Source organism: Xanthomarina sp. (assembly GCF_035306605.1).
In the GTDB taxonomy this organism is placed as follows: Bacteria; Bacteroidota; Bacteroidia; order Flavobacteriales; family Flavobacteriaceae; genus Xanthomarina.
This window is the reverse complement of record NZ_DATGNR010000047.1, coordinates 126,816-152,749: the sequence shown is the minus strand read 5'-3', so window position 1 is coordinate 152,749 and position 25,934 is coordinate 126,816. Positions and strand designations below refer to the sequence as shown.

Genomic DNA, 25,934 nt, shown 5'->3' with positions numbered 1-25,934 from the left:
TCCAATAGATAGTTATAGCTATGGAGTTTGTTATATTAAATAGAAGTAGATATTAAATTGTACGCCAATAAAACAAGTAAAAGAAAAAGGCTTATTGCTAAAAAGCGAAATGATTTATTTACATAGCTAAACTTAATGGCCGCTATTTTTGAAATAACATAAATTTGTTGTCCTAATTGGTCAAATAATTGTTGCTCATTTAAGCTTATTTTATAAAATATTTTGGAGAACTCTGTAATGGAGCCAAATTTGGATATAACATCTCCAAAAAAGAAGATGTTTTTTTCATACGCCGTTTCTATTCTAGGCATAAAGCAACGAACACTGAAATATATAGAAGTAATTGTAGAAGCAAACCAAGCACCCAATAGTACGTATAAAAGTGTTTTAGATGCAGCCGTTTCTATAAGTATTTCGATATATTTATATGAAAAGTTCAACGAAATTCCATAAAAGGAAAGAATTAGTCCAGCTTTTATTTCAGAGGCTTTTATAAGTGAGGACACATAAGTTATGCTTCCCCAATAATGGTCGACCAACTCTTCAGTATGCTTGTGATCCCTTCCTTTTATTTCTGTTATTTCTTCTAGTTCCATCCTTTTCAATAATTGTTGAATTCTATGCTTGTGCCAGTTGAATTATTATAAAATTGATTTAGGACGAAACTTTTATCGAGGTCAGAGTAGGCTGATGTATGCGTTATTTAAAATCATCTTCATTTTCTTCAATTTCCACCACATCAGGGACATCTTCAACCTTCATCGGTTCTTCATCAACGGGATCTGACATAACTTCCATAGATTCTATTTTCTGTAATTCGGCAAGAACTTCAGAAGAGTCCCAATACCCATATTCTGTAACAATTTTTTTGTCTATAAACTGAAAAGTAATATGTACAGGAATTGTAACTTGTTTGTTGTTATCTGCTAGGTTTCCTTTTAAAATACCCCAAAAGTTCACCCAAGATTTTCCACTGTTGTCTTCAATCATTTCGTACTCCCTGTTTCCATCTTCAAAGGCACGCGTAGAAAAACCTGCATCGTGAGTTTTATGATATTCTTCAAGATCTGTGGGAGATAAAATTAAGGACCTAGAATTGAAATAAATGTTTGCGGTATCATGGTAATGGGACGTTAGGCTTTCCCATTCTTGATAGTTGTAATCGCTAATAACTGCTTTAACAATTTCTATTTCTTCTGAGCTTTGTGTATAGCGATGTTGGTTACTACATGCAGTAAAGATTAAAAGTAGACAACCAGCTAAAATGATATTTTTCATGATGTTCGGGTTTTAGGTTAAAATTAGTATTGTGTTTGAAAATAAGATGATATTTAGAAGCTTATAACAAAGAAAGCCGTTTTGAGATAATCAAAATGGTTGTTATAGCATCATCCTATAGTAAATAACAAATAGGGCAGTTTGTTATTAAAACAAAAATTATTTGAGTAATAGATAATTTAAATATCTGGTACTCAAGTAAAAATACAAAATATTGTTATTGAATTCTTACAAGTTGTCATTTTATTTTTACAAAAGTCTTAGGTTATGAAATAAGAGTTTCTGAATTCATAAAATTCATCTCGATTTTACCATGTTTAGAAGGTTAATTATCTTGTTTGCATATTAAAAAGTGCTATCTAAATGGTTACTGTCTTTCTCGCGTTTAATCCAAAATCTTTTTCCACAGAATTGTACCAAGTAGCATCATCTGTTGCATTCCAGTTTATCCACTCTTCATCCGTTTTAGTTGCTCGCCATTGCAAAAAAGGTTCAGCATCTGGTCCAACTGGATGTCTTAATTTCCAGGTGTCATTTTCTGTTATGCTCAGTATTTTTTCAGCAACAATTGATGGTGATGTTGGGTTTTTAAGTGAAGCAGTAAAGAGTCCTCCAAAACGATTTGAATGTGGGTAAATGGAATTTTCAGATACTTGTATGTCGTGTGCCATTTGTGTGTTAATAATGCCTGGTTCGATAATGGCAACCCTTATATTAAATGGTTTTACTTCTTGGGCCAATGCTTCACTTAAAGCTTCTAAAGCAAATTTACTAGCAGCATAAGCTCCTAACGGACTGTTTGAAATATGACCAGCAACCGATGCTACATTAATAATACAACCCATTTTGTTTTTTCGCATTTTAGGCAATACTCGTTTTATACATCTTAGTACTCCAAAATAATTGGTTTCCATAACATCTTTAAAGTCTTTTATATCCATTTCTTCAATAGATCCATGTCTTTCAATACCAGCATTATTTATCAAAACATCAATTTGTTTGTACTTGTCGTAAATTGAATCTATACAAAGGTTTACAGATGAGTCGGAATTTACATCCATTTTGTAAATGGTAATGTCTAAGGATTCAGCTTTGAATTTTTTGGTTAATTCAGTAGCATTTTCCAGATTTCTCATTGTGGCAAACACCTTGTATCCTGCACGACCAAATGCTAGCGTAGTTTCAAGGCCAATGCCTTTGTTTGTTCCTGTAATTAGTACGGTTTTCATATTATTCTGTTTTTTTAATTAATTATTTATAAGCAACGCAAGCACTCGACGGCCCTATTAAAGACATTAACGTGGTAGAAGTAAATCCGGCTGTTTTTGTCCATCTGTTGAAATCTTCAAAGGTGAAATCAAAGCCTTGCTCTGTTTCAATTAGCATATTTAAAGACATTAATAATCCAAATGCATTTTTACTTCTTGAATCATCTATAATGTTTTCAATTACTACCAAGGCTCCACTAGCAGGTAAGGCTTTGTACGCTTTTTTTATTAAGGTTAATTTTTCTTGTTCTCCCCAATCGTGTAACACATTGCCCATTGTGATGATGTCGGCTTTTGGGAATTCATCTTTAAAAAAATCGCCAGATACTACTTTAATGTTTCCGCTCATGTTCATGGAGTTTATTATGTCTGTTGCAATTGGTTTAACCTCTGGTAAATCAAAAGAAGTACAATGTATATGAGGGTTAGTCCTAGCTACATGTATAGAAAGATGGCCACCACATCCACCTATGTCGCAAAGGGTTTTGTAGTTTGAAAAATTGAAAGTTTTTGAAAAAGTTATAAAGTTGCCAGTTTGCACGCCAGCCATGGCATTAATGAATTCGCGAAGTTTTTTAGGATTAGAATAGATAGCATCAAATGTTGATTGTCCATTATTTTTGGTTTCGTTTTGTGGTAAACCGGTTTTAAGTCCTTCTTCCAAATTGTTCCAATATGGATATAAACGGTTGTTTGCCATTTCTAAAATTCCGCCTACATAAGTGGGTTTGTTTTTGTCTAAAAATAAATCTGTCTCTTCAGTATTTTTATAAACGGCCGATTCTTTTATTCCTGATCGGATTAAGAAGCCTAAGGCAACTAAGGCGTCAAGAAAATCGTAAAGACTTCTTTTGTGTAGTTTCAATTCAGCTTGAATCTTCTGGCCCGATTTTTCACCATTTGCTAAAAGGGTAAATAAACCCATGTTTACTGCTGTAAGTAAGGTTTTTGAAGCCCAAAAGCCAGTACCCGTTTGAAGGATTGCTGTTGGAGTAGCTTGTATGATTGTGGTTTCCATAATTTTATTGTTTATAGTATAATTTATAGGAGTTTTTATATAATGGTTTTTATTTAAACTAAGGATGCTTATTTGTTTTTAGACATTGGAATAAAGTAAGCATGAACTTTTTTTAGCTATTAATTTAAGTAATTATTTAAAGTTGTTTTCACTGCACGAAAGGACATGTCTAAATCATTTTTTGCCATTTGGTTTTGATAAATAGTTTTTGGTGGGTTTTTAGGCATTTTACGATTTAACATCAATGAAATATCTGATACAGGATAAGTTTCGCTACTTAATAAATAATTTTTTCCATTTAAACCAGAAGTGGTAGCTGCGTTAAATACCGCTTTAGCCACATCTCGTACATCAACTATGGCAAAATCAACATCCAAATCGTATAGTGATTGAATAAATGGGTTTGGGGCTTGCTTCTTTTTAATTAAAAATTGCAGGTTGGTAGATGTTGAGTCCTCACGTTTTGATAATGAGTTTCCCGCCACCATTACAGGGGAAACACTAGTAATTTCTACTTCCAAATCAGGGTTGTTTGTAATAAACTGCTCTATTGTTTGGTGAGCCATAAATTTGGCTTGAGCATAGGGATGACTTTCTTTACTTATAAAAGGTTTGTCGTTTTCACTAAAGGTTTCGTCGGCAGATTTGCCGTTAACGGGTAAAGGAAAATTGGTGTTAAATACAGCCACCGAGGCTATAAATACCACTTTTTTTAATCCAGGTGTTTCTTTTATTATTTCTAAGAAATTTTCAGTTCCTTTTATAGTTGGATCGAATAATTCTGTTTGAGCATCTTTAAAATCCAATTGAAATGGTGTGCCGCTATGAATTATAATATCGCAGTTTTTTACAAATTCTTTCAAAAGAGACTTATCCTCCATTTTAAGTTCACTTAGATATAAATGATCAGAATTCTTCAGGTTCATTAAATGCTCATATTTTTCTTTTTTTGAAATATCAGTAGTGGATACCTTAACGTCATAACCTTTATTTAGAAATACTTTGGTTATGTGGCTTCCAATAAAACCTGATCCTCCTATGATGCCTGTTTTTTTCATAATATTTATGATTTATGTAATAGATTATTTGTGTTTAAAAAAGAAGGCGGATGGTAATCGTTTATAACTCTTCTTCTTTAGATTACCACTTGCCTTTTCATTAGTTGGGGTTCGATTGTTGAATTATTTTTATGGGTATTCCATTTTGAATTATCCAATTGTGTTGAAATTCCAAATAGTTAACCATTCCTTTTTCAAAGTTTTTTCCTGTTAAAAACCCAGTTACTAAGATGTTTTCTTTATCTATTTCTGTAATTCTAACATTGCTAAATACCACAAATTCCCAGTTCATTTTAAAGTCTGTTATTAGGTTTTTTACTATGGCAGAATTAAATAAGAAAATAGAGGTTGCTTGATTTGTTCCTACAATTGAGCAGTCTGGGGATTCTGGCCAACATTCTTTTGTTTCTGAAACTTCATGTATTATAATATGGTTGTAAACTTCTTCAATAGCGATTACTTCATTGTTTTGGATTTGAGAATGACTTGAAAAAGAGGAAAATACTATCCCAAAAATGATGGCAATAATGTGTTTTGAAGTTTTCATATTACGAGTTGTTTTCGTTAATTTCTATAACTAAGTTCGTAATTAAATAAGGGGTTTGAAAGGTGGTTAGGACGAAGAATAAGAATGTTTGTCCGAGAAGCTATTATTCTTTATCGAAACAATTTCTTATTAAAAACTTTATGATTTGTAGGGAGGAGTTGAGGTTAAATTGTATGTAAACGCTTTAGAAGTTCAGACTTTAATTGCTTACTAATGGGGATGGCTTTTCTTGAAACTACTACATGACTAGTAGCAATTTCATCTATTTGAGATATATTTACAATAAATGATCTATGGATTCGCAAAAAATGATCTTGAGGCAACTTCTCGTCAATAGCTTTTAAGGTAGTTACTAATAAATACTCTTTACCTTTTGAATAGATGCGACAATAATTCCTTTCTGCTTCAATGTACAATATATCTTTAATGTTTATTTTGATCATTTTTTCATGATGGCGTACAAAAATACAGTCGTTTAATACTAATGGTTCTTCAAGGTCTAATCCAATGTTATTGTTTCCATTTTCTTTCGATTTTATAAGATTTTCCGTTAATTCAATAGCGCGCTGTAAATCTAGTTTTTTAAACGGTTTAGAAATAAAAGCGTAAGGATGGGTGGCTTTAGCTCTATCAAAATGGATGCTATCTGCATTGGCGGTTAAATAAATTATTGGAATATTATAAGATTGTTGCATGGATTGGGCAGTTTCGATACCGTCTAATTTTCCTTTTAAATTAATATCCAATAAGATGATGTTTGGTTGGTTTTGTTTAATGTGTAAAAGCGCTTCTTCCCCTCGGGGTATAATTCCAATTACATCGTAACCAAGCGAGGTTAATTGCAACGAAATATTTGCGGCAATAATCATTTCGTCTTCAACTATTAGGATTTTTAGTGGTGTTTTCATTTTATACGGTTGAATTTAAATTAAAATGAAATAATACCGACGTGCCATTCAGATTGTTTTCTACTATTTTTCCATTTAATTGTTGAGTTAAAAGATTAATTAATTGCCATCCAAACCCTGTTCCTTTTGGGGGTGCATCTTGAGTTTTTCCTACGCCATTATCTGAAACATTAAGTGTTAGTATATCTGACTTATCACGAAGGAGACTAATTTTGATATTGCCTTTTTGGTTGTTAGGAAACGCATATTTTAAGGCATTGGTTAGTAGTTCGTTTACAATTAGGCCTATGGGAACAGCTGTGTCTACATCTAATTCCAGTTGATCCATGACACATTCAATTTTCACTCGATCTTCTGAGTTAAACGTATCTAAAATTCCTTCGCTTAGATTGATAAAATAATCTTTCATTTCTATACTTTCCAGATTTTCACCTTGATAAAGTTTTTGGTGAATAATCCCCATGGACTCAACCCGGTTCTGACTAGCTATCATAGCATCCTTGGTGGCTGAATCTTGTAGTTGTGAAGCTTGTAAAGAAATTAAGCTTTTCACTAATTCCAAGTTGTTTTTAACCCTATGATGAATTTCCTTAAGTAATAATTCGTTTTGTTTATTCTTTAACTCTAATTCTTTGTTTAATATTTGTAGTTTTTTACGTTTTCTTCTGATGTTTTTCATACTAGAAAACATGCCAATTAAACTTATTATGGCTAAGCTAGCAATGGCTATGTATAGAATTTCTATTTTCTTTTGATGTGATATTTTTGCTTCTTGGTTAGCAATAGTCTCTTCTTTTTTAACAGCTTCGTATTGAGTTAATAATTTAGACATGGCTTTATCGCTTTCCATAGATACGATACTATCCCTCATAACTCTTGCTTTTTTTTCATACTCCAATGCTTTTGGGTAGTTGCCTAGTTTTTCGTAAATAGTACTAACATGATCATAATTTTCCGTTAGGTTAGAAACATCTTTATTTTTTTCTTGAAGGGCAACTGTTTGAAGTTGGTATTTTAAGGCTTCATTATAATTCCCTAATAATAGGTTTACTTCACCTAAATTTGCGGTTATTACATAAAAACCATTCTCATAGTTTACTTCTTTTGCTTTGGCTAGGGCGCTTTCGTATTCACTTTTAGCTTCTTTATATTTTCCAAGGCGTTTAAGTGCATTTGCTCGATTGTTAGAGAAGTTTAATATATCGAATGTTGAAAATTTTAAAGCTGTGGCTAAATTTAATGCCTTATTAAAATAGGAATATGCCTCCTTGTTGTTGCCTATAGAGATATAGCTGTCTCCTGCAGCTGTGTAGGCGTATACCAATTCATTATTTAATTGATTTTCTTTACATAAGGCTATGGTGTTTAATGCGTATTCTAAAGCTTCGCTAAATCGTTCTTGAGTTCTTAAATCTTCAGAAATACGACTGTAAGCTCCAGCAATTCCCTCTTTATTGTTGATTGACTCCATGAGTTTCAGAGCTGCTAAGTCGACCTTCAGAGCTTCGTTTAGTTCTCCTTTTTTTTTGTGAATCCAACCAATTTTAAAATAAGTAGTTGCTTGTCCTTTTTTGTCATTAATGTCGGTGTAGCCTTTTAAGGCATTACTAAAATAATAAGTAGCAGAATCCAGTTCTAGAAGATTTGCGTGTATCCTGCCTTGCATTTCATAAAACCTTGGTTGCCATTGGGAGTTTTTTGTGTTTTCAGAAATTTTGACACCTTGTCTTGCATATAACAAGCCTTTTTCTAAGTCTGTTTGAGAGGCTATTAAAGTTAAATCACTTAAAATGTTTAGTTTGTTTTTATTATTGTTTGTGTTTTTTAGAACAATAGATAAGCTGTCTATTTTGTTGTTTTGACCAAGAAAAGAATGTGTGAATAATGCAAATAAAATGACTAGATAAAATTTGGAGGTAATAAAGTTAAAAGTCGAATGAGTGAAGTATGTGTTTATTGGGTCACAGCATTTGCATGGTGTGTTGAAAAACTTGAATAACTTGATTCTAATAGTTTTCATGGGTCTTTTAATGCTATTAATAAAGACCTTAGGAGAATTTAAAGATACTAAAAAAAAAGCTGAGACTTGTGATTTTTAGAAATTTAATTAAGTGGATAAATAGTTAAAATATTAATTTTTATTAAGAATTAACAGTGAAATTTTAAAAATATTTAAAAAATATCAGCACTTTATCGTTAATTTTTAACAATAAACTTGATTTTTGTTCATAAGAAAGTGTTTTTGATAGTTTTGATTAAAACCATTACTTATGAAGACAAAATTACCTTTCTTATTTATGTTATTTACAGTGTTTACTTTTGGGCAAACACCTATAAATTCTTTTTATAGTTTACCGGAGTCTAGTTTTGCTGTTGTAACATCTTCCACAGCTGTAGACCAAAGTGCAAGTGGAGCCAATTTAACATGGAATTTTACCAACTTATCACCTGTAGACACTTCTTTAGATACTTATTCAAATCCATCTAGTGGTGAACTAATAACATATCCAGGTACGACATCGGTTCTTACAATTACTGAAAATGTAACAGGTGCTTCAAGTAAAATCTTTAGTAGAAATGTGGCAGGACAAGTGTCATTAACTGCTGCAGAATCTGCTGGATTATTGTTAAATTATGCTTCAAATAATGCTGTAATTGGTACTTTTCCTTTAAATTATAATTCCCCGAATTCCGATGCTGTTGCTGGAACATTTAATTTCGACACCTATACTGGTGCTTTTTCGGGAACAATTAATACAATTGCAGATGCTTATGGCACACTAAATATAAACGATCTTGGAGAAGGGGCATATAGTGGAGCGGTAACAAGGTTGAAAATAGTTCAAAATTTAAACCTTACGTATATGATTCCAAATGTGGGGACAGTGGAGCAAATAAGTTATTACTATTACGATGCTAATGACGGAACTTTAATTTTCAGAACAAGTACCGTTCATGTTTTGGTTTCTTTAGCAGGTATAAATGAAACTACAACTATTATGGAAAGCTTCTTGTCTAGTCCGTTAAGCATTTCAAATAATCAGGTTACAAGTACAGATATAAAATTAATACCTAATCCAGTTGAAGATGTAGTAAACATTAGTATTAATCAAAATAATCCCATTCGTTATGCGACTATAACAGATATCAGTGGAAGAAGGATTTTAACTATTAATGAGAGCTTCGCTTCAATTTCTGTGTCTAATTTGCAAGCAGGAATTTATATCGCAAATATTACCACTGATAATGGTGTTTACACTAAAAAGTTCTTGAAAAAATAAAATTAATACCCGGTTTTAAAGAAATAGGAGCGTTTCAATTTAGGAGACGCTTTTTTGAGTTATGAGAATTTTAATTTTAATAATTATCACATAATTGAATAACAAAATATATTTAATGAAATCAGAATAATCATCAATAAAATTATTGGTAAAAAGCAATAGGTTGTTTACTTTTGCACCACAATAGATTTAAGAGTTTCCTTTTGTAAAGGGAATGACAACTAAATTAATAAAGATGAATTTACACGAATATCAAGGAAAAGACATATTAGCCAGTTTTGGCGTACGTATTCAGCGTGGTGTTGTTGCAAAAAGTGCTCAAGAAGCTGTTGCTGCAGCAAAACAATTAACTGCAGAGACCGGTACTAGCTGGCATGTAATTAAAGCCCAAGTTCACGCTGGTGGACGTGGTAAAGGTGGAGGTGTTAAACTTGCTAAAAACCTACAAGAGGTTGAAACAATTGCTGGGCAAATTATAGGCATGAACTTAATTACGCCTCAAACATCTGCTGAAGGTAAAAAAGTACACCAAGTACTAGTTGCTGAAGATGTTTACTATCCTGGAGAAAGTGAAACAAGTGAGTTTTATATATCTGTATTATTAAACCGTGCTTCTGGACGTAATATGATTATGTATTCTACAGAAGGTGGAATGGATATTGAAACTGTTGCTGAGGAAACTCCACATTTAATCTTTACTGAGGAAGTAGATCCTTCTGTAGGGTTAATGCCTTTCCAAGCAAGACGTGTTGCCTTTAACTTAGGTTTAGAAGGAGTGGCTTTTAAAGAAATGACAAAGTTTGTTACTAATCTTTATACAGCTTATGTAGCATCTGACGCTTCTTTATTTGAAATCAACCCAGTTTTAAAAACTAGCGATAATAAAATTATGGCAGTGGATGCTAAGGTAACCATTGACGATAATTCACTATTCAGACATAAAGATTATATCGATTTACGTGATTTACGTGAAGAAAATCCAATTGAAGTTGAAGCAGGTGCTTTAGGTCTTAACTATGTAGATTTAGACGGAAACGTTGGATGTATGGTTAATGGAGCTGGGCTTGCCATGGCAACAATGGACTTAATTAAACAAGCAGGAGGAGAGCCAGCTAACTTTTTAGATGTTGGTGGAACTGCAGATGCTGCTAGAGTTGAAGCTGCTTTTAAAATTATTTTAAAAGACCCGAACGTAAAAGCTATTCTAATTAATATTTTTGGTGGGATTGTACGTTGCGATCGTGTAGCTCAAGGAGTTATAGATGCATACAAAAATATGGGTAATATTAATGTGCCAATTATTGTACGTTTACAAGGAACGAATGCAGACATCGCTAAAGAATTAATTGATAATTCTGGTTTAGATGTATTAAGTGCTACAGAGTTCCAAGAAGCTGCAGATAAAGTACAAAAAGTACTAAGTAAGTAATAAATTTTACTCAAGGTTAATCCAAGAGTATATCAATAAAAAAGAGCAACTTTAATTTAAAGTTGCTCTTTTTGTTTATGTTAAAGTTCTAGTTTAAAACTATGTAATTTAATCTTTCTTTAATTTTTTATCTATCATTGGTTTCTTCTCGGCTTTTTTAGGCATAGGTCCGCGAAGATGAATTACCAAACCATTTAAAAAATTTCTAAGAATTTGGTCGCCACATTCCATATATTTTGGATGATCTTCTTTTCTAAAAAAAGCACCTAATTCACTTTTAGTAATTCTAAAATCTACTAATTCTAAAATTTTTACTATTTCGTCATCTCTAAGCTGTAAAGCGACTCTTAGTTTTTTAAATATGTCATTATTAGTCATATACGGAAATTTGTTGTTTTGTTTTCTTCTAAAATTGAAACTATCAATGAGATAATTTCTTTCTTTGCAAGGTGTTGACAATCAGTTATTTGTTAAATAAACAGGATTAATGTAATATATTAACGATATATCGCACATAATTTTTCGACAAGTTACAAATTATCATGGATTATTAAATATTGTTTATAAGTATCTTTATAAGGTAACTATTAATCTATCCGTAAAAATGATTAACAGAGTTGAAAAATTAAGCCTTTTGTCTGAAATGATTTCATTTGCAAAAAGCGAAAACGAATTAAAGCCAATTGAATATACTTTTTTAATTGCAATTGCTAAGCAGCTTGGAGTTTCTAGAGAAGACTTCGACTATTTGATAGATCACCCTATATGTTATTTTCCATTAAAATCTCACAGTGAGCGGATTGTGCAATTTCATAGATTGGTTTTATTAATGAATATTAGTGATGAACACACGGATAAAGAAAGAGTAAAGCTCTTTAACTACGGAATTCGAATGGGTTTAGGTCACGAATCTATCAATAAGGTTTTTTATTTAATGGAGAGCTTTCCTAATAAAGTTGTTCCACCAGATGTATTAATAGATATTTTTAAGGTGCAGTACAACTAAACCTTAAATTAAACGGAATAATTCTAGTAATTTCTTGTTTTTCTTCTCCAATCTAAAAACTTCTAATCTTCGTTACTTAATACTAATTAGGACTTTATAGTTTCTAACTTTTCCTGATAAGCTTTTATTTCGTCTCTAAATTTGGCAGCTTGTAAAAAGTCTAATGCCTTCGCTGCTTCTTCCATAAATTTTCGTTTTTCACGAATTTTCTTTTCCAATTCAGTCTTAGAAAGATATTTGCTCTCTGGCTCTGCTGCTTTAATAGCTTCTAACTCATAGCTATATGTACTTACTGAATTTCTTGATAACGCACTATCTAAACTTTTGTTTAAGGCTTTTGGCGTAAGATTGTGTTTTGTGTTATATGCTATTTGTTTTTCGCGACGATAATTTGTTTCATCAATTGTTTTTTGCATGCTGTTGGTTATTTTATCTGCATACATAATAGCTTTTCCGTTGAGGTTTCTTGCAGCTCGCCCAACAGTTTGTGTTAAAGACCTTGCGGAACGTAAAAAACCTTCTTTATCAGCATCTAAAATAGCAACCAACGACACTTCAGGTAAATCCAGTCCTTCACGAAGTAAATTTACTCCAACAAGTACATCAAATAAACCTTTTCTTAAATCTTGCATGATTTCTACACGTTCTAAGGTGTCCACATCACTATGTATATAACGTACACGAATTTGGATTCTGCTCAAGTATTTAGTTAATTCCTCAGCCATACGTTTGGTTAAAGTTGTAACCAAAGTACGTTCGTCTTTTTCTACACGTTGTTGGATTTCTTCAATTAAATCGTCTATCTGATTCAGACTCGGTCTCACTTCTATTATAGGATCTAAAAGTCCTGTTGGTCTAATAACCTGTTCTACATACACACCAGCTGATTTTTGTAGTTCGTAATCTGCGGGTGTTGCACTAACATAAATTACTTGGTTTTGCAGAGCCTCAAATTCTTCAAACTTTAAAGGTCTGTTGTCCATAGCTGCAGGTAGTCTAAAGCCGTATTCTACTAGGTTTTCTTTACGGCTACGGTCACCTCCATACATGGCATGAACTTGAGAAATGGTTACGTGACTTTCATCTATAATCATTAAATAGTCGTCTGGAAAATAATCTAATAAACAGAAAGGTCTAGTGCCTGGTTGTCGGCCATCTAAGTATCGTGAGTAATTTTCAATTCCAGAGCAATAACCTAATTCGCGAATCATTTCTAGGTCAAATTCCGTACGCTCTTTTAATCTTTTAGCTTCTAGGTGTTTGCCTATTTCTTTAAAGTAATCGTATTGTTTAACTAAATCGTCTTGAATACTATTTATGGCTCCTTGTAAAACTTCAGGAGAAGTCACGAACATATTGGCGGGATAAATATTTACTCTGTCGTATTTTTCTATTACCTCGTTTGTTTGAATGTTGAAGGCTTCGATTTCTTCAATTTCATCACCAAAAAAATGAATTCTAAAAGCGTGATCATCGTAGCTAGGGAATATATCTACGGTATCACCCTTTATTCTGAAATTTCCGTGATTGAATTCAGCTTCTGTTCTAGAATATAAACTTTGAACTAATCGATGAAGTAATTTTGTTCGAGAAATGACTTGATCTTTTTCAAGTGAAATTACGTTTTTCTGAAATTCTACAGGATTTCCAATTCCGTATAAACACGATACCGAAGCTACTACGATAACATCTCTTCGTCCTGAAAGTAGGGAAGAAGTTGTGCTTAATCGCATTTTTTCGATTTCTTCATTTATAGATAAATCTTTTTCAATATAAACGCCAGAAACAGGAATGTAGGCTTCTGGTTGATAATAATCGTAATAGGACACGAAATATTCAACAGCATTTTCAGGGAAAAATTGTTTAAACTCCGAATAGAGTTGGGCTGCCAATGTTTTGTTATGTGCTAAAACCAATGTAGGTTTTTGCACTCTTTCTATAACGTTGGCAACCGTAAATGTTTTTCCAGATCCCGTTACACCTAATAAGGTTTGATATTTTTCTTGCGCATCAAGACCTTCTGCTAATTGGTTAATTGCTGAAGGTTGATCTCCTGTTGGGCTGAATTCTGATTTTATCTTGAACTTCATGCCGCAAAATTACGCAAAATAAATGTGTCCTTTTGTAATAAGACTTAGCGTTTTAAGGTGAAATGACCTTTGCGGGTTTCGCCAGATTTTAAATTGATTAGATACCAATAGTCATTAGACTCTAAAATATGACCATTGTATATTCCATCCCAACTTTTAGATTGAAGGGACAATTGCTTTAGTAGTTTGCCGTATCTATTAAAAATTAAAATTCTTTCAATTATGTTATGAGGATCAACAATTTGCCATACATCATTATGCCCATCTCCATTTGGAGTGAAAAACAAGGGGATTTGAATATCTGGAATGCCTTCAATTTCAAATTGAATGGATTTCAAAACACATCCATTAACATCTTGAACATATAATGTATGGATTCCGCTTGAAAGATTGGTGAATACTGGGCTCAACTGAAAACTTGAATTATCAACCGCGTATTCATATGTAATGCTTGGATCTGCCATCATAACAGTAATTGTGTTCTCGTTGATAACAATGTTCGTTGGTTCAAGTGTGAAATCTGTAGCAGGTACTATAGTGATATTGAAACTTGTTTCATTAGTACAATTATTTGGTGCTGCTCCTATCTCGTTATAGATAAATATAGTTTGAGAAGTTGTAATAATGTCACCTGCGTTTAACGTATTTCCTCCAGCATTAGTTGCAGTATAATAGTTTCCATTAGTTAGGGTAGGTAACGTAAAACTTGTACATACTGATTGATCAGAGATCGTATCTACAGGCGGAGCTCCATTTACCGTTACAGTAAAGCTGCTTTCGTTAGAACAAATATTCGGAGCAGTTCCTGCTTCGTTGTAAATATAAATTGTTTGTGTTGTATTTATTACATCTCCTGCAAATAGAGAGTTTCCTCCTCCGTTTGTTTCAGAAAAATAATTACCATTTGTTAATGGTTGTAAAGTATAGCTAGTACAAACCGTTTGATTTCCTAAGGTGTCAACTGGAGGTATTCCTGTCACTGTTACTGTGAAACTACTTTCGTTTGAACAATTATCAGGAGCAGTTCCTACTTCATTAAAGATATATATCGTTTGGCTAGTAGTTATTACCTCTCCTGCGGTTAATGGTGTTCCGCCACCATTTGTTGCCGTATAATAATTACCATGTGTTAAATTAGGTAAAGTATAGCTAGTACAAACCGTTTGATTTGATAGTGTGTCTACAGGCGGATTTCCACCTACAGTTACTGTAAAACTGCTTTCGTTAGAACAAATATTCGGAGCAGTTCCTACTTCGTTGTAAATATAAATTGTTTGTGTTGTATTTATTACATCTCCAGCAAATAGAGGGGTTCCACCTCCGTTTGTTTCAGAAAAATAATTACCATGTGTTAAATTAGGTAAAGAATAGCTAGTACAAACCGTTTGGTTTCCTAATGTGTCAACAGGTGGCGTTGTATTTACTGTAACTGTAAAGCTGCTTTCATTAGAACAGTTATCAGGTGTAATACCTGTTTCGTTATAGATATATATCGTTTGGCTAGTAGTTATCACGTGACCTGCGGTTAATGCTGTTCCACCACCATTTGTTACTGTATAATAATTACCATTTGTTAAACTTGGTAAGGTATAGCTGGTACAAACTGTTTGATTAGGAATTGTATCTACAGGAGGAGTTGGGTTAACCGTTAGTTGAGCTGCGTCTGTAACTAAAGTACAGGATGACGAAGTGATTTCACAGTAGTATTGATTACCATCAAAATTAGCTGGAGCATTAGATACTGTAAGTGTGTTAGTTTGAGCTCCGGAATAATTTGTATTATTGGTAATATTTACCCAGTTTCCTGATGCATCAAGATATTTCCATTGATAGGAAAAGGTGCCAGTACTTTCGGAAGCTGAAAAACTAACCGAAGCATTTTCGCATATTGTTTGTGATGAAGGGTGTGTAATTGTAGGTGTGTTATCAGGAATTGGATCTGCTGTGTGTGAATCTAAGTTACTACAATCTTCTTCAGAACTTATAGACCAATCACTAGTATTAAACGTTGTTTGTGGTATAGGAGCATTTGGGTTTCTGATTATGGTATAACCTCTTTCATCAGGAGTGTGAACAATATCTATTAATGTTCCGTTTTTTAATAATCTTAACTCATCGTTATCATTAATTCCTGTAAGAACATTGAAATCTGGAGTTAGTGTCGGACAATCAGGACCGCTTCCTAATATGATAATAAACGTGTCTAAAGGAAGAATTGTTCCTTGAATATCATATTCGTGGCTTGGATCAGGATCACCAATTTGGCCATAACGGTTAATGATGTAGTCTGTATCTAAAACAACAGGGGAATTAGTTGGGTTATAAAGCTCTATAACTGCATAACTACCACTATAGGCATCATAGACCTCTGAAATATAAATATCTGCTGTAGCACATTCCGTAGAAAGTAAAGTAAAATCTGTTGAAGAAGTACCTGTGCAGCCACCTGTGCTTTCTATAGAAATAGTAGCATTTGTGTTAAGTCCGTCAGGAATATAAGCAGCTATTACTGTGTCGTTAATAATTGTAAAACAGGCATTTACACCATTAAACAGCACTGTATTAGCACTGTTGAAATTACTACCTGTTATGGTTACCAATGTATTTGTTGGCCCTTCAGCCGGAGAAAATGAAGTAATCACCGGTGCTGGACACAAGGTGATAGCTTTGTTCTCGGAATTTAAATCAGTACTAGTGTTAGCAAAGGTATTGTTGAAGCAAACAAGCGTAAATATAAACGCAGGTAATAGTATAAGATGTTTCATAGAAAAATAATTGGCCGACAAAAATAGAAAATAATTAAGGAACGACAAGTTAAGTGAATGTTACTATACTTATCTTTTTAAAGAAAAATGACCTCGATATTCTTTTCCATTGCTTAAGGAAACAAGAAACCAATAATCATCACTTGGTACATCCTTGCCATTAAACGTACCGTCCCAACCAGAACTAGAGGTTTTCAGTTCTTTTAAAAGTTTACCATATCGATTAAATATCTTGACTTTTGTAGAAGTATTGGAATAGTCTATTCCTATCGGGTTCCAAAAATCATTATAACCATCACCATTAGGTGTAAAGAATTTAGGAAAGCCTAGTACAGAAACATTTTTAGAAATAATACCACAACCATTTTTATCTTGAACGTAAACAGTGTGATATCCAGCAGATACATTAAAAAAGCTGTTGCTATCTTGGAAAATGCCCTCGTCTAAAGCGTATTCGTACTCACCTTCTCCAGAAACCGAAATTGTTATGGAATTATTGCTTGAGGCTACAGTAATAAAAACATCTTCAATTGTAGCAATGTTAGACGGAAGCACTGTTATAGTCCTTGAAGTAGAGCAGTTGTAGTTATTGGTTGCAGTAACCGTATAAACACCCATTTCGTTTACAGAAATCTGTTCTGTGTTTAGAGCTAAATCTACGCCATCCAATTCCCATTCATATGTGAAATCTGAAGGAATTCCATTAATAATTCCAGCTTTTAAAGTGATGTTTTGAGGAAATAAATTTAAACAATAGCTAGTTTCTTCATCAGGCAATAATTCCGGGCTTGGATTAACCGTAATAGGTATTGATGTATAAGCGTAACAAATTCCGTTGTCTGTAATTTGAATATATAAATTATCAAAATTTGGAGACTCTGTATTTTCGTAAGTACCAGAAAGTTCATTTGATTGGTTTTCTAAATCCTCTTGAGATTTATAAAACGTGATACTAGATGTGTTTGGAACCTCATTTTGAGAAAGAATAAAGGACGTTAAGTCAGCTAGGTTGAGTATGGTAATTCCATCGTTTATTTGGTCATCACAAACCGAGTACATAGGAAGGGTTACTTGGTTGTTTGTAATGTTCAAGGTTACTTCAGCTACAGAAATACAACCATTAGCATTTGAAACTCTAGCGTATATAATTTGATTCATACTAGTGTTGTTAAAACTAGTTGGATTAGTAATAGGATTTGTTCCATTGACGGCCTCGGTTGATGTAAGATAGAAGTTTTCTAAGTTTAAACTTTGGTCATTATTTATAACATCGGTTTCAGCATGGTACAAATTATAAGTAGTAAACCCATCTAAGTTATAATCGCAAGTAATAAGAGTTGTATCGAAAACAATAGGGTTTGTAGCTAATTCAATTTGGATGTTCCCATAGGAAAAACAGCTTCCATCAATAATTACCTCTACACTATATGTTCCAGCCTCTGAAACTACATATGTGGAATTGGTTTCCATAGGAATTTCCACGCCGTTTCTAAACCATTTATAGGTGTTGGTACCAGGCTGAGATGCATTTAGTGTTACCGTTTCGTTAGGACATAAGGCATTGTTTCTAGAAACTAGCATATCGGGGCCTAAGTCGGTGTTTAACTGAAAACTACCAGCTTCTAAAAATACAGCTGAATCATATCTATAATTTATATGGTCGGCAATTACTAATTTTACATGATATAATACATTTGGGGTAACATCTGCAATAGCAGTTAGAACAGCTGTTTGTCCATTAAAATTTATTGGAGCATTTGTTCCGTTCCAACCTCCAAAATAGGCTTCGTTAATAGGGTTGCAAGCTCCAGGAATACCAGAGTGTACGGTTGTTACTTTTACGGGTGTATAACTTCCAGGGATTACTGCAATGTTATCATATCTACCACCATCTGCTTCTTTAATTAAGAATCCGAATAAATCGGAATATCGACATGTATTTGCGTCTCCTTGTTGATATTCTTCTGAAGCAAAAAGATATCTAAAACTAATTTGGTCTGCAACAGCTCTAAAATTGAATTCTAAAACGGTGGCATTTGTAGTTCTAGATTCGTTTAAAACTTCTTCTAAATCTTCATCTCCTCCCCAGTTTGGTGCGTTATCATCACTTAAAGAAGTATTTGGGCCTTGTACGTTTGCTAGTTTTCCAGTGCTTAAAACAATGCCATTTTGAAATGGAAAGTTAGCGCCATTAGACTCAAAATAACCATAACTTGCGTCGCTGCCATTGAAATTTCCACCAACAACATTAGTAACAACTACATCTGAAATACAATTACTATCAATTAAAATGTCTTCAATTAGTTCTTGAGCGGTATAAGTACTGCTATTGGTAGTTACGTTTTGGGCATGTGAAACTCCGAATAGCAATAAGAATATGATTAATAAAAAATGCTTCATCTAAAATTATTAGTTTGCAAAGATAACCAATATACATTTTTTAAAAGAATAAAGTTTTTTAAAGACTTGAATAGTTTTAAGTTATCGTTTCAAACTGAAATGACGTTTTACTTCGAAGGAAGTTTCACCTTTTTTAACAAGAGCCACAAACCAGTAATCGTTGGATGGCATATTTTTACCTCTGTAAGTTCCATCCCAACCCGGTGAACTATGGGTTAGTGTAGTAATCAGTTTGCCATATCTGTCGTATATGTAAACTATAGTTCCTACTAATTGATCGACTCCTGTAATATGCCATGTGTCGTTATGGCCATCGCTATTTGGAGTAAAAAATAGTGGCGCATCAATAATAACAATTTCTTTTACAGCCGAAGCACAGCCATTCAAATCGATTATTTCAATAATATGTGGTCCTAAGGTAACATTATAAAACACATTGGATTCTTGTGGCACACCATGATCTAAAGTATAGAGATAATTTCCAATACCGCTTATAGTTACAGTAATGTTGTTTGGATTTGAAAAATCCACTGTTTCCGTAAATTCTATAGTTGCTTGTTCAGATTCTATAACATTGAAGCTTACTGTTGTTTGACAGCCATTTACTGTGGTTACAGTTACAGAATAAGTTCCAATAGTTGTTATTTCTATTTCAGAAGTTGACGCATTTGTCGACCATAAATAAGTGTCGTTAGAATAGCCAGTTTCAGCAGAAACCACTAAAGGTAAATTGTCTAAACAAACCGTTTGGTCTAGAATATTGATTTCCGGTTTCCGGTTTACAATGGTGTTAAAGGATGTTGTGCTGAAGCAATTGGTTGAATTATTTTGAACTCGGACATAAATGGTTTGCTGATCTAGTGCATTATAATATAAATCTTCAATGGGATTGGTGTTTTCTAGAGCTTCGTCAGCTGATTCAAAATAACGAACTGTATATTGATTTGGGTTTTGAGATCCAAGAATAAAAGGCGTTTGTTGCGATAAATCAAAGTGTAATAGGTTGTCAAAATCATCATCGCACCCCATAAGGTTTGGCGGTTGATTAGCTATCGGATTTGGGTTTACTAATAAATTAAAAGAGCCTATAGTCGAGCAACCTGTGACTGTATTAATAACATTTACAAAAATAGTGTCGTTATTAGAAGTATAGTTATAATCTGTATTTAATGGATTTTGACTGTTTTGTGCATCTGTTAAATTGGAATAAAAGTACAGGTCTAACGAGGTTTGAGTTCCTATTAAATTTTCAACAGTATTTAATAAATTATATGAATTTGAATTGCTTTCACAAATTTCAATTGTTGTAGTATTGATAATAGGAGGCAAGTTAACTATCAAGTCTAAGGGGATGGCAACGTAGCAATTTGAAACAGTATTAGTTACTCGAATATAAACTGTTTGTGGATTGGAAGTGTTGCTGTAATTACTTGGGTTTGGAATGGTAATATTGTTGTTTTCTAAATCTTCGAAGGTTTCATGATAGGTAACTAAAATATCATTTTGCCTAATATCCAAAACTTCCGATTCAGAAACTGTAAGGTCGAAGCTAACAACCCCATCTTGATTTGTATCGCAGGCCATTAGTGCAGAAGCAGAGTTTACTAAAGGAACTTGTATTACGTTTAATCCAAACTCTGCAATAGCATGGCAGTAGGTGTCATTTTCCACACGTGCGAATAATTGTTGAGGATTGGTTTGATTAGTATAATTTAAAGGTAGCTGGTTTTCTTCGTTCTCAGCGTCTGTTAAGTTTGCGTAAAATGAAATTGATAAGTCTTCAGGGCTGTTTTGCGACATTTCAGTAATAATAGTATTTAAGTCGAATGACTCTTGTCCGTCGTTGGATCTATCATCACATAAATAAGCGTTTAATGGCGCATCGAAAACAGGAATAGAACCTACTTCAATAACAAAAGACGAAACCCCAAAACAGCCTTCATTGCTAATATTTTCTACACGAACATGAATGGTTTCAGGATTTGATTGATTGGTGTACGCTGTTGCTTTATCAATAATATTTACTCGGTTTACAGCGTCATCTTCAGAATTGAAATATAAAACTTGTTTTCCCGTTTGCGCGTTTAGGATTTCAACATCTTTATCAACAAAATAGAACTCTGCTGTTTGGTTACCATCGGTTTCACAATTTCTATAATTGCTAATATCTATAAAAACTGGTTCGGTATTTACAATAATTTCAAAGCTGACTAAAGCATAGCAAGTTGTTAATTCGTTCTCAACTCTTACATAAACTATTTGCGTATTAGCGCTGTATGTTGTTGTATTTGTAAAAGGATTTTCAGAGGTGTTTGCATCCACTTCCGTACTGTGAAATGTGACGTTTAGATTTGTTGTATCGGGAACTATTTCAGGGATTTTTTCGTCTAAGTTAACTATGTAAAAAGCATCCTGATCATCATCACAAATTATTACATCCATTGGTTGGGATAGAGTTGGAGCTGGAATAACGTTGATTTCAAGTGGGGCAATATCATGACAACCGGTTGTTCCATCTGCTACTCGAACATAAACAATTTGAGGATTGTTGGAGTTTGTTACAAATGGGGGTAAAATGTTTTCGTTGTTTTCTGCATCTTCTTCAGTTAGAAAATAGGTGATATTAGCATTTGGAATGCCAGAAGCTACATAAGTGTCAAAGGTGGCTAATTCTATAGATGTAGTGCCATCATCGTCGGTGTCGCAATAATTAACAGCGTCGAAAGGAGTTAGTACAACTGCGGAATTGATAATTAAATTTATGTCAGCGTAATAGGTGCAATCCGAACTTTCAATAGTTATAAATAATTGGTGAGGACTTGAAATTACTTCGAAGGGAATACTTTGATCTATTGGATTTGTTTCATTTGTTTGATCTTCTTCCGTTTCGTAAAAAGTAACTGTAACACCTTCTAAATTGTTTGCTATAACGTTACCAATATTTTCTAAATTAAAATTGGCAATTCCATCGTTTGAAGCATCATCGCAGACATAAAAATTTCTAATATTAGTTCCGGATTCTAAAATATTAGTATGTAATTCAATAGATGAAATAGAAACACACCCTGTTTGGTCGTCAATCACTCTAATGTAAACGGTTTGTACATTTGGTGTTGTGTTTTCATAGTTTTCAATGTCTTGAATTGGATTTTCTCCTGTTTGTGCATCAGGATATGTTGTATGAAATGTAGTTGAAACCCCAGTTAATCCATTTAAAATATCATTTATTACTGTAGAGAGGTCGAAAATATCATGGCCATCTCCGTCTTGCTCACATGCATTTATGGTTTGTGGGTCCATATTGATATTTGGATTATCTAAAACCTTAACAGTAATTGTAGATGTGTTTTTGCATCCTGTAATTGCATCTAAAACCCTAATGTATAGCTGTTCTGTTTGATTGGTGTTTACATAAGGGGAAGATATCGGGTTGTTTCCCGAGTCTGCGTCAGCTTGAGAGTAGTGATAGGTAACAATTAAGTTTGGGTTGTTATTGCTTACTTCATCATCAATTAGTGTTAAATCAATTTCGGTATAACCATCTGCAGTTTGATCATCACATACTTCTAGTGGTTGAGGATCTGTGATAACCGGCGAGGGGTTTACAATTAAATTAAAATTAGTATAAGCTAAACACCCATTATCCGTATCAAGAATTCTAACAAAAATGGTTTGTGGACTTGTTGAATTTTGAATAGGGCTGGTAATTTCGTTTAAATTATTTTGGGCTTCCGTGAATGAGTAATGATAACTGATACTATAATTAGAAGGAGGAACGGAGGCTAAAATTTCGTTGCTTTTGGTGCTTACATCAAAGGTTTCAATACCGTCGTTGCTAGTGTCATCGCAAATTTCATAATCAGAAATTGGACCAGCAGCCTGTTCCGAGTTTAAAGTAATTTCTACCGTATCGCTAATCATACAAGTGGTATTATTTATTGGAATAGTAATAACCAATGAGTATGTTCCGCTTGTATTAGCTGTTAGTGTTTCTGAAATTTCACCAGGTATAAGTTGTCCATTTATAAACCACTCGTAGGTAGCCATATTATTCAGAATATCCCCGTTTAATTCAACGCTATTGGCACAAGTTGTAATGTCAGGACCAAGATTTACTGTTGCATTAAAGCTGTTACCTTCAATAAAAACTGCAGAATCAAAATTCTCATCAGATTGGTCTGCAATTACTAATTTAATATGGTACTGAACGTTGGGTTGTATATTTGCTATGGCGGACAAAACGGTTGTTCTACCATTAAAATTGGTGTCTCCAAGATTATGACCATCAAAGTGCTGCTCGTTTTCTGCAGGACAGAACCCGACTATTTCTTCGTGAACCGTACTTGTGTTTACAGGAATTGTTGTTCCAGGGACTAAAGCTACATTTTGATAAGGTGTAGCAGAACCAGTTTCTTTTATTAGAAAGGCAAAACCATCGGAATAATCGCAAGGGTAATTGGCGTAATATTCCTCGGAAGCTAAGATGTAATTGAATTGTACCTGATTGGATACGGAGATAAAATCAAATTCAATTGAGGTTGCATTTAAGGTATTTGTAATCCCTAGAGCAGATTCTAGGTCTGGGTCTGTTTCCCAAGAAGGTTCTCCTTCATTAAGTAGATTTGTATTTGTAGTATTTCCAGCGGAGCTCGCAGCTCCCGTAGAAAGCATTATACCATTTAGAAATGGGAAATTAGAATTAGCTCTTTCAAAATAACCATAACTAGCTAATTGATTTACAGATCCATTAATAGTAGATTGGATGTTAGAAACTTCTACACAACCTTGAACTAGGTGAGTCTCTATTAAAGTGTCTAAAGGAATGTTGTCTGTTACTGATATTTGTTGGGCTTTGGAAATTTGAACAAAAGCTATAAAAAAAAGAACTAAAAAATAGCTGGAAGTTTTAAACTTTAATGGAGTGCTATTAAAGTTTACTTTGAAAATCGAAATAGATTTTTTATTCATCTAATGCAAAGGTAGTGAATAAAATAGGTGAGATGCATAATTAATCGACAAAATGCATGATTTTAACATTTTATCTTATTAAATACACCCATCCTGTAAGAGTTTTATAGTATATGTCATTTAAGTTTAATACATAAAAGTAAGTTCCGGTTGGTAGGATATTGCCAGAATTATTTAATCCGCGGTTGGATTTTCCAGTCCACCGATTTTCATTATCGCCTTCAAAAACTAAAGTGCCATAACGGTTGTAGATAAGTAGTTTGTGCTTTTCGAAAATATCATACAAACCTTGAATATTAAACCAATCGTTATAACCATCATTATTAGGGGTGAAAACCTGTGGTATATGTGGAGGGCAATTTTCAACCAATAAATCGAAATAGTAAATTTGGTAGCAGGGCGAATCTTCTACTTTTAAATAGATGGTTTGTGGCGTTGAGGTATTTTGAAAGTAACTAGGATTTAGAATTTCATTATTATCCGTTTCTAAATCTTCAAGAGTTTCGTAAAAGGAAGTTACTTGTCCGTTTGTTTCTATTTTATCTAAAACTAAATTTAAATTGAAATGTGCCTTATCAAAACTTTCATCACAATTAGATAATGCTTTAAGAGGTATCATTAAAGTTTCTAAAAGTTGGATGTTTTCAGAGAAAGAATTGTTGTGTTCGTTTAATTCTGTAATTATTCCCATGCCGATACCAATATCGTCTACTTGTATGGTTATGGTTAGATTGTTTGGCAAGCTTTCAGGAATGTTTACGGTGATTTGCCCGTTTTCTGAAGCTCCAATTTCAAGCTGTGTAGTTGTAAAAGTATTGCCAACAAGTAGGTTGTTTGCATAAATAGCTATAGGAACTTCTGCAGGTAATATATCTGTACTATTAATATTATGAATGGTATAATAAATAGTAATCTCTCGGCTAGAGCATTCTTGATGAATATTATCTATGTGGACTGTAGCATCGGGTAGCTGACTATTTAAAACGGTTATTATGTTGTTGATAATAATGAGATCGGCTTGTAAAACACCATTAGTATCGTAATCTCCTGTGGTTAGTTTAATTTCTACGGAAGTATCTCCAATAGCAATATTGTTTTGAATGTTATATACATCTAAATCTCCATTGTAAAAGGTGTCACTATTCGTGAAAGTGTTTGTTCCATTGAATGCGTTGTTGGCAGGATTTAATGGAGGGCTTGAAATGATGTTGTTATTGATTAACAATGATTCTCCATAGGCTAGGTTGGAATCTCCTTCCCAAGCAAGAAAGCCAATTTTAGCTCCCTGATTATCTAAAACATTAACATTATCTAAGATGATGATTTTTTCTCGTACATTTCTATTAATTATTTCTAAACCTTGAAATAGGTTCACTTGATTTAAAGGGAGTTGTTCATCTTCATAAATAACATAAACACACCATCCTGCAAAGTTTGTTCGATTTTGACAGTAGCCTGGATTGGATTCAAGGGTTTCAGAAATATCCAAATCAGTTAATGTGTAACTTCCACTTCCAATATTTGTAATAAGTTCTGTAATATCTGAAACACAAGAAAAATAAGAAAGAGTTCCATAAGTGTTATCGTTAAACTCTACTAAATAATTATGGTCAGACACTACTGAAGTGTTGTTAAGGCTAACTTCAAAGTCGCCTTCGCCAGAGCCTGCCCAATATAAGTATGCAGCTACAATATTAGAGTTTGAAGGAAGAAGGAAATTAGCTTCAGATTCGGGTAAAACATCACAGTAGGAACGATCTAAATTGTTTTCGGCGGGATTTAAGGTGTTTCCAAATGCCAAATAATCATAACGACCATTAAATTGTTGAAATAGTTCTACTTCTTGACTGCAAATAAGGTTGCTAGTTAGTAAAAAAAGTAATAAAACGTATTTATACAGTCTAAACATTCAATTATA

Annotated in this window: 17 protein-coding genes; 3 read left to right on the top strand and 14 right to left on the bottom strand. The window is 33.3% G+C overall.

Features of this window, described 5'->3' with window-relative positions:
* Positions 1 to 35 precede the first annotated feature (35 nt).
* The 8 genes from VKY41_RS07625 to VKY41_RS07590 form a co-directional block, all read right to left on the bottom strand.
* Positions 36 to 596, bottom strand: a complete 561-nt coding sequence (locus VKY41_RS07625; protein WP_500813844.1) for a Pycsar system effector family protein — start codon at positions 594 to 596, stop codon at positions 36 to 38.
* 103 nt (positions 597 to 699) lie between these two features.
* Positions 700 to 1,278 (bottom strand): nuclear transport factor 2 family protein, encoded by a 579-nt coding sequence (locus VKY41_RS07620; RefSeq protein WP_500813843.1) that lies wholly within the window; start codon positions 1,276 to 1,278, stop codon positions 700 to 702.
* Positions 1,279 to 1,637: 359 nt separating this feature from the next.
* Complete coding sequence (locus VKY41_RS07615) at positions 1,638 to 2,507, bottom strand: SDR family oxidoreductase (RefSeq protein WP_500813842.1); 870 nt, start codon at positions 2,505 to 2,507, stop codon at positions 1,638 to 1,640.
* A gap of 22 nt (positions 2,508 to 2,529) precedes the next feature.
* A complete protein-coding gene (locus VKY41_RS07610) occupies positions 2,530 to 3,564 on the bottom strand; it encodes a methyltransferase (protein WP_500813841.1) in 1,035 nt (344 codons plus the stop codon).
* 119 nt (positions 3,565 to 3,683) lie between these two features.
* Positions 3,684 to 4,622, bottom strand: a complete 939-nt coding sequence (locus VKY41_RS07605) for an NAD-dependent epimerase/dehydratase family protein (RefSeq protein ID WP_500813840.1) — start codon at positions 4,620 to 4,622, stop codon at positions 3,684 to 3,686.
* A gap of 100 nt (positions 4,623 to 4,722) precedes the next feature.
* On the bottom strand, positions 4,723 to 5,169 hold the full coding sequence (locus tag VKY41_RS07600) for a hypothetical protein (RefSeq protein WP_500813839.1): 447 nt from the start codon (positions 5,167 to 5,169) through the stop codon (positions 4,723 to 4,725).
* A gap of 164 nt (positions 5,170 to 5,333) precedes the next feature.
* The gene (locus VKY41_RS07595) at positions 5,334 to 6,077 is read right to left on the bottom strand and encodes a LytR/AlgR family response regulator transcription factor (RefSeq protein ID WP_500813838.1); all 744 of its coding nucleotides are present in this window, start codon (positions 6,075 to 6,077) and stop codon (positions 5,334 to 5,336) included.
* Between the two features lies 1 nt (position 6,078).
* On the bottom strand, positions 6,079 to 8,097 hold the full coding sequence (locus VKY41_RS07590) for a tetratricopeptide repeat-containing sensor histidine kinase (RefSeq protein WP_500813837.1): 2,019 nt from the start codon (positions 8,095 to 8,097) through the stop codon (positions 6,079 to 6,081).
* A gap of 250 nt (positions 8,098 to 8,347) precedes the next feature.
* Between VKY41_RS07590 and VKY41_RS07585 the strand changes: the two genes are divergently transcribed.
* Together VKY41_RS07585 and sucC are read left to right on the top strand one after the other, a co-directional pair.
* Complete coding sequence (locus VKY41_RS07585) at positions 8,348 to 9,358, top strand: T9SS type A sorting domain-containing protein (RefSeq protein WP_500813836.1); 1,011 nt, start codon at positions 8,348 to 8,350, stop codon at positions 9,356 to 9,358.
* A 235-nt stretch (positions 9,359 to 9,593) separates the two neighbouring features.
* Complete coding sequence (sucC, locus tag VKY41_RS07580; RefSeq protein WP_500813835.1) at positions 9,594 to 10,787, top strand: ADP-forming succinate--CoA ligase subunit beta; 1,194 nt, start codon at positions 9,594 to 9,596, stop codon at positions 10,785 to 10,787.
* Positions 10,788 to 10,895: 108 nt separating this feature from the next.
* On the opposite strand, the gene VKY41_RS07575 is transcribed toward sucC, so the two are convergent.
* A complete protein-coding gene (locus VKY41_RS07575; RefSeq protein WP_500813834.1) occupies positions 10,896 to 11,165 on the bottom strand; it encodes a DUF1456 family protein in 270 nt (89 codons plus the stop codon).
* Between the two features lie 226 nt (positions 11,166 to 11,391).
* On the opposite strand from VKY41_RS07575, the gene VKY41_RS07570 reads away from it, so the two are divergent.
* Positions 11,392 to 11,793 carry a TerB family tellurite resistance protein gene (locus VKY41_RS07570; RefSeq protein WP_500813833.1) on the top strand — a complete coding sequence of 134 codons (402 nt, stop codon included), beginning with the start codon at positions 11,392 to 11,394 and terminating at the stop codon, positions 11,791 to 11,793.
* 86 nt (positions 11,794 to 11,879) lie between these two features.
* On the opposite strand, the gene uvrB is transcribed toward VKY41_RS07570, so the two are convergent.
* The 5 genes from uvrB to VKY41_RS07545 all read right to left on the bottom strand — a co-directional run bounded on the left by uvrB (position 11,880) and on the right by VKY41_RS07545 (position 25,925).
* A complete protein-coding gene (uvrB, locus tag VKY41_RS07565) occupies positions 11,880 to 13,883 on the bottom strand; it encodes an excinuclease ABC subunit UvrB (protein WP_500813832.1) in 2,004 nt (667 codons plus the stop codon).
* 44 nt (positions 13,884 to 13,927) lie between these two features.
* On the bottom strand, positions 13,928 to 16,648 hold the full coding sequence (locus tag VKY41_RS07560) for a T9SS type B sorting domain-containing protein (RefSeq protein WP_500813831.1): 2,721 nt from the start codon (positions 16,646 to 16,648) through the stop codon (positions 13,928 to 13,930).
* Positions 16,649 to 16,717: 69 nt separating this feature from the next.
* Positions 16,718 to 19,048 carry a T9SS type B sorting domain-containing protein gene (locus VKY41_RS07555; protein ID WP_500813830.1) on the bottom strand — a complete coding sequence of 777 codons (2,331 nt, stop codon included), beginning with the start codon at positions 19,046 to 19,048 and terminating at the stop codon, positions 16,718 to 16,720.
* Positions 19,049 to 19,129: 81 nt separating this feature from the next.
* Positions 19,130 to 24,016, bottom strand: a complete 4,887-nt coding sequence (locus tag VKY41_RS07550) for a T9SS type B sorting domain-containing protein (protein ID WP_500813829.1) — start codon at positions 24,014 to 24,016, stop codon at positions 19,130 to 19,132.
* 70 nt (positions 24,017 to 24,086) lie between these two features.
* Positions 24,087 to 25,925, bottom strand: coding sequence for a T9SS type B sorting domain-containing protein (locus VKY41_RS07545; protein ID WP_500813828.1), 1,839 nt, complete (start codon positions 25,923 to 25,925; stop codon positions 24,087 to 24,089).
* Positions 25,926 to 25,934: the final 9 nt, after the last annotated feature.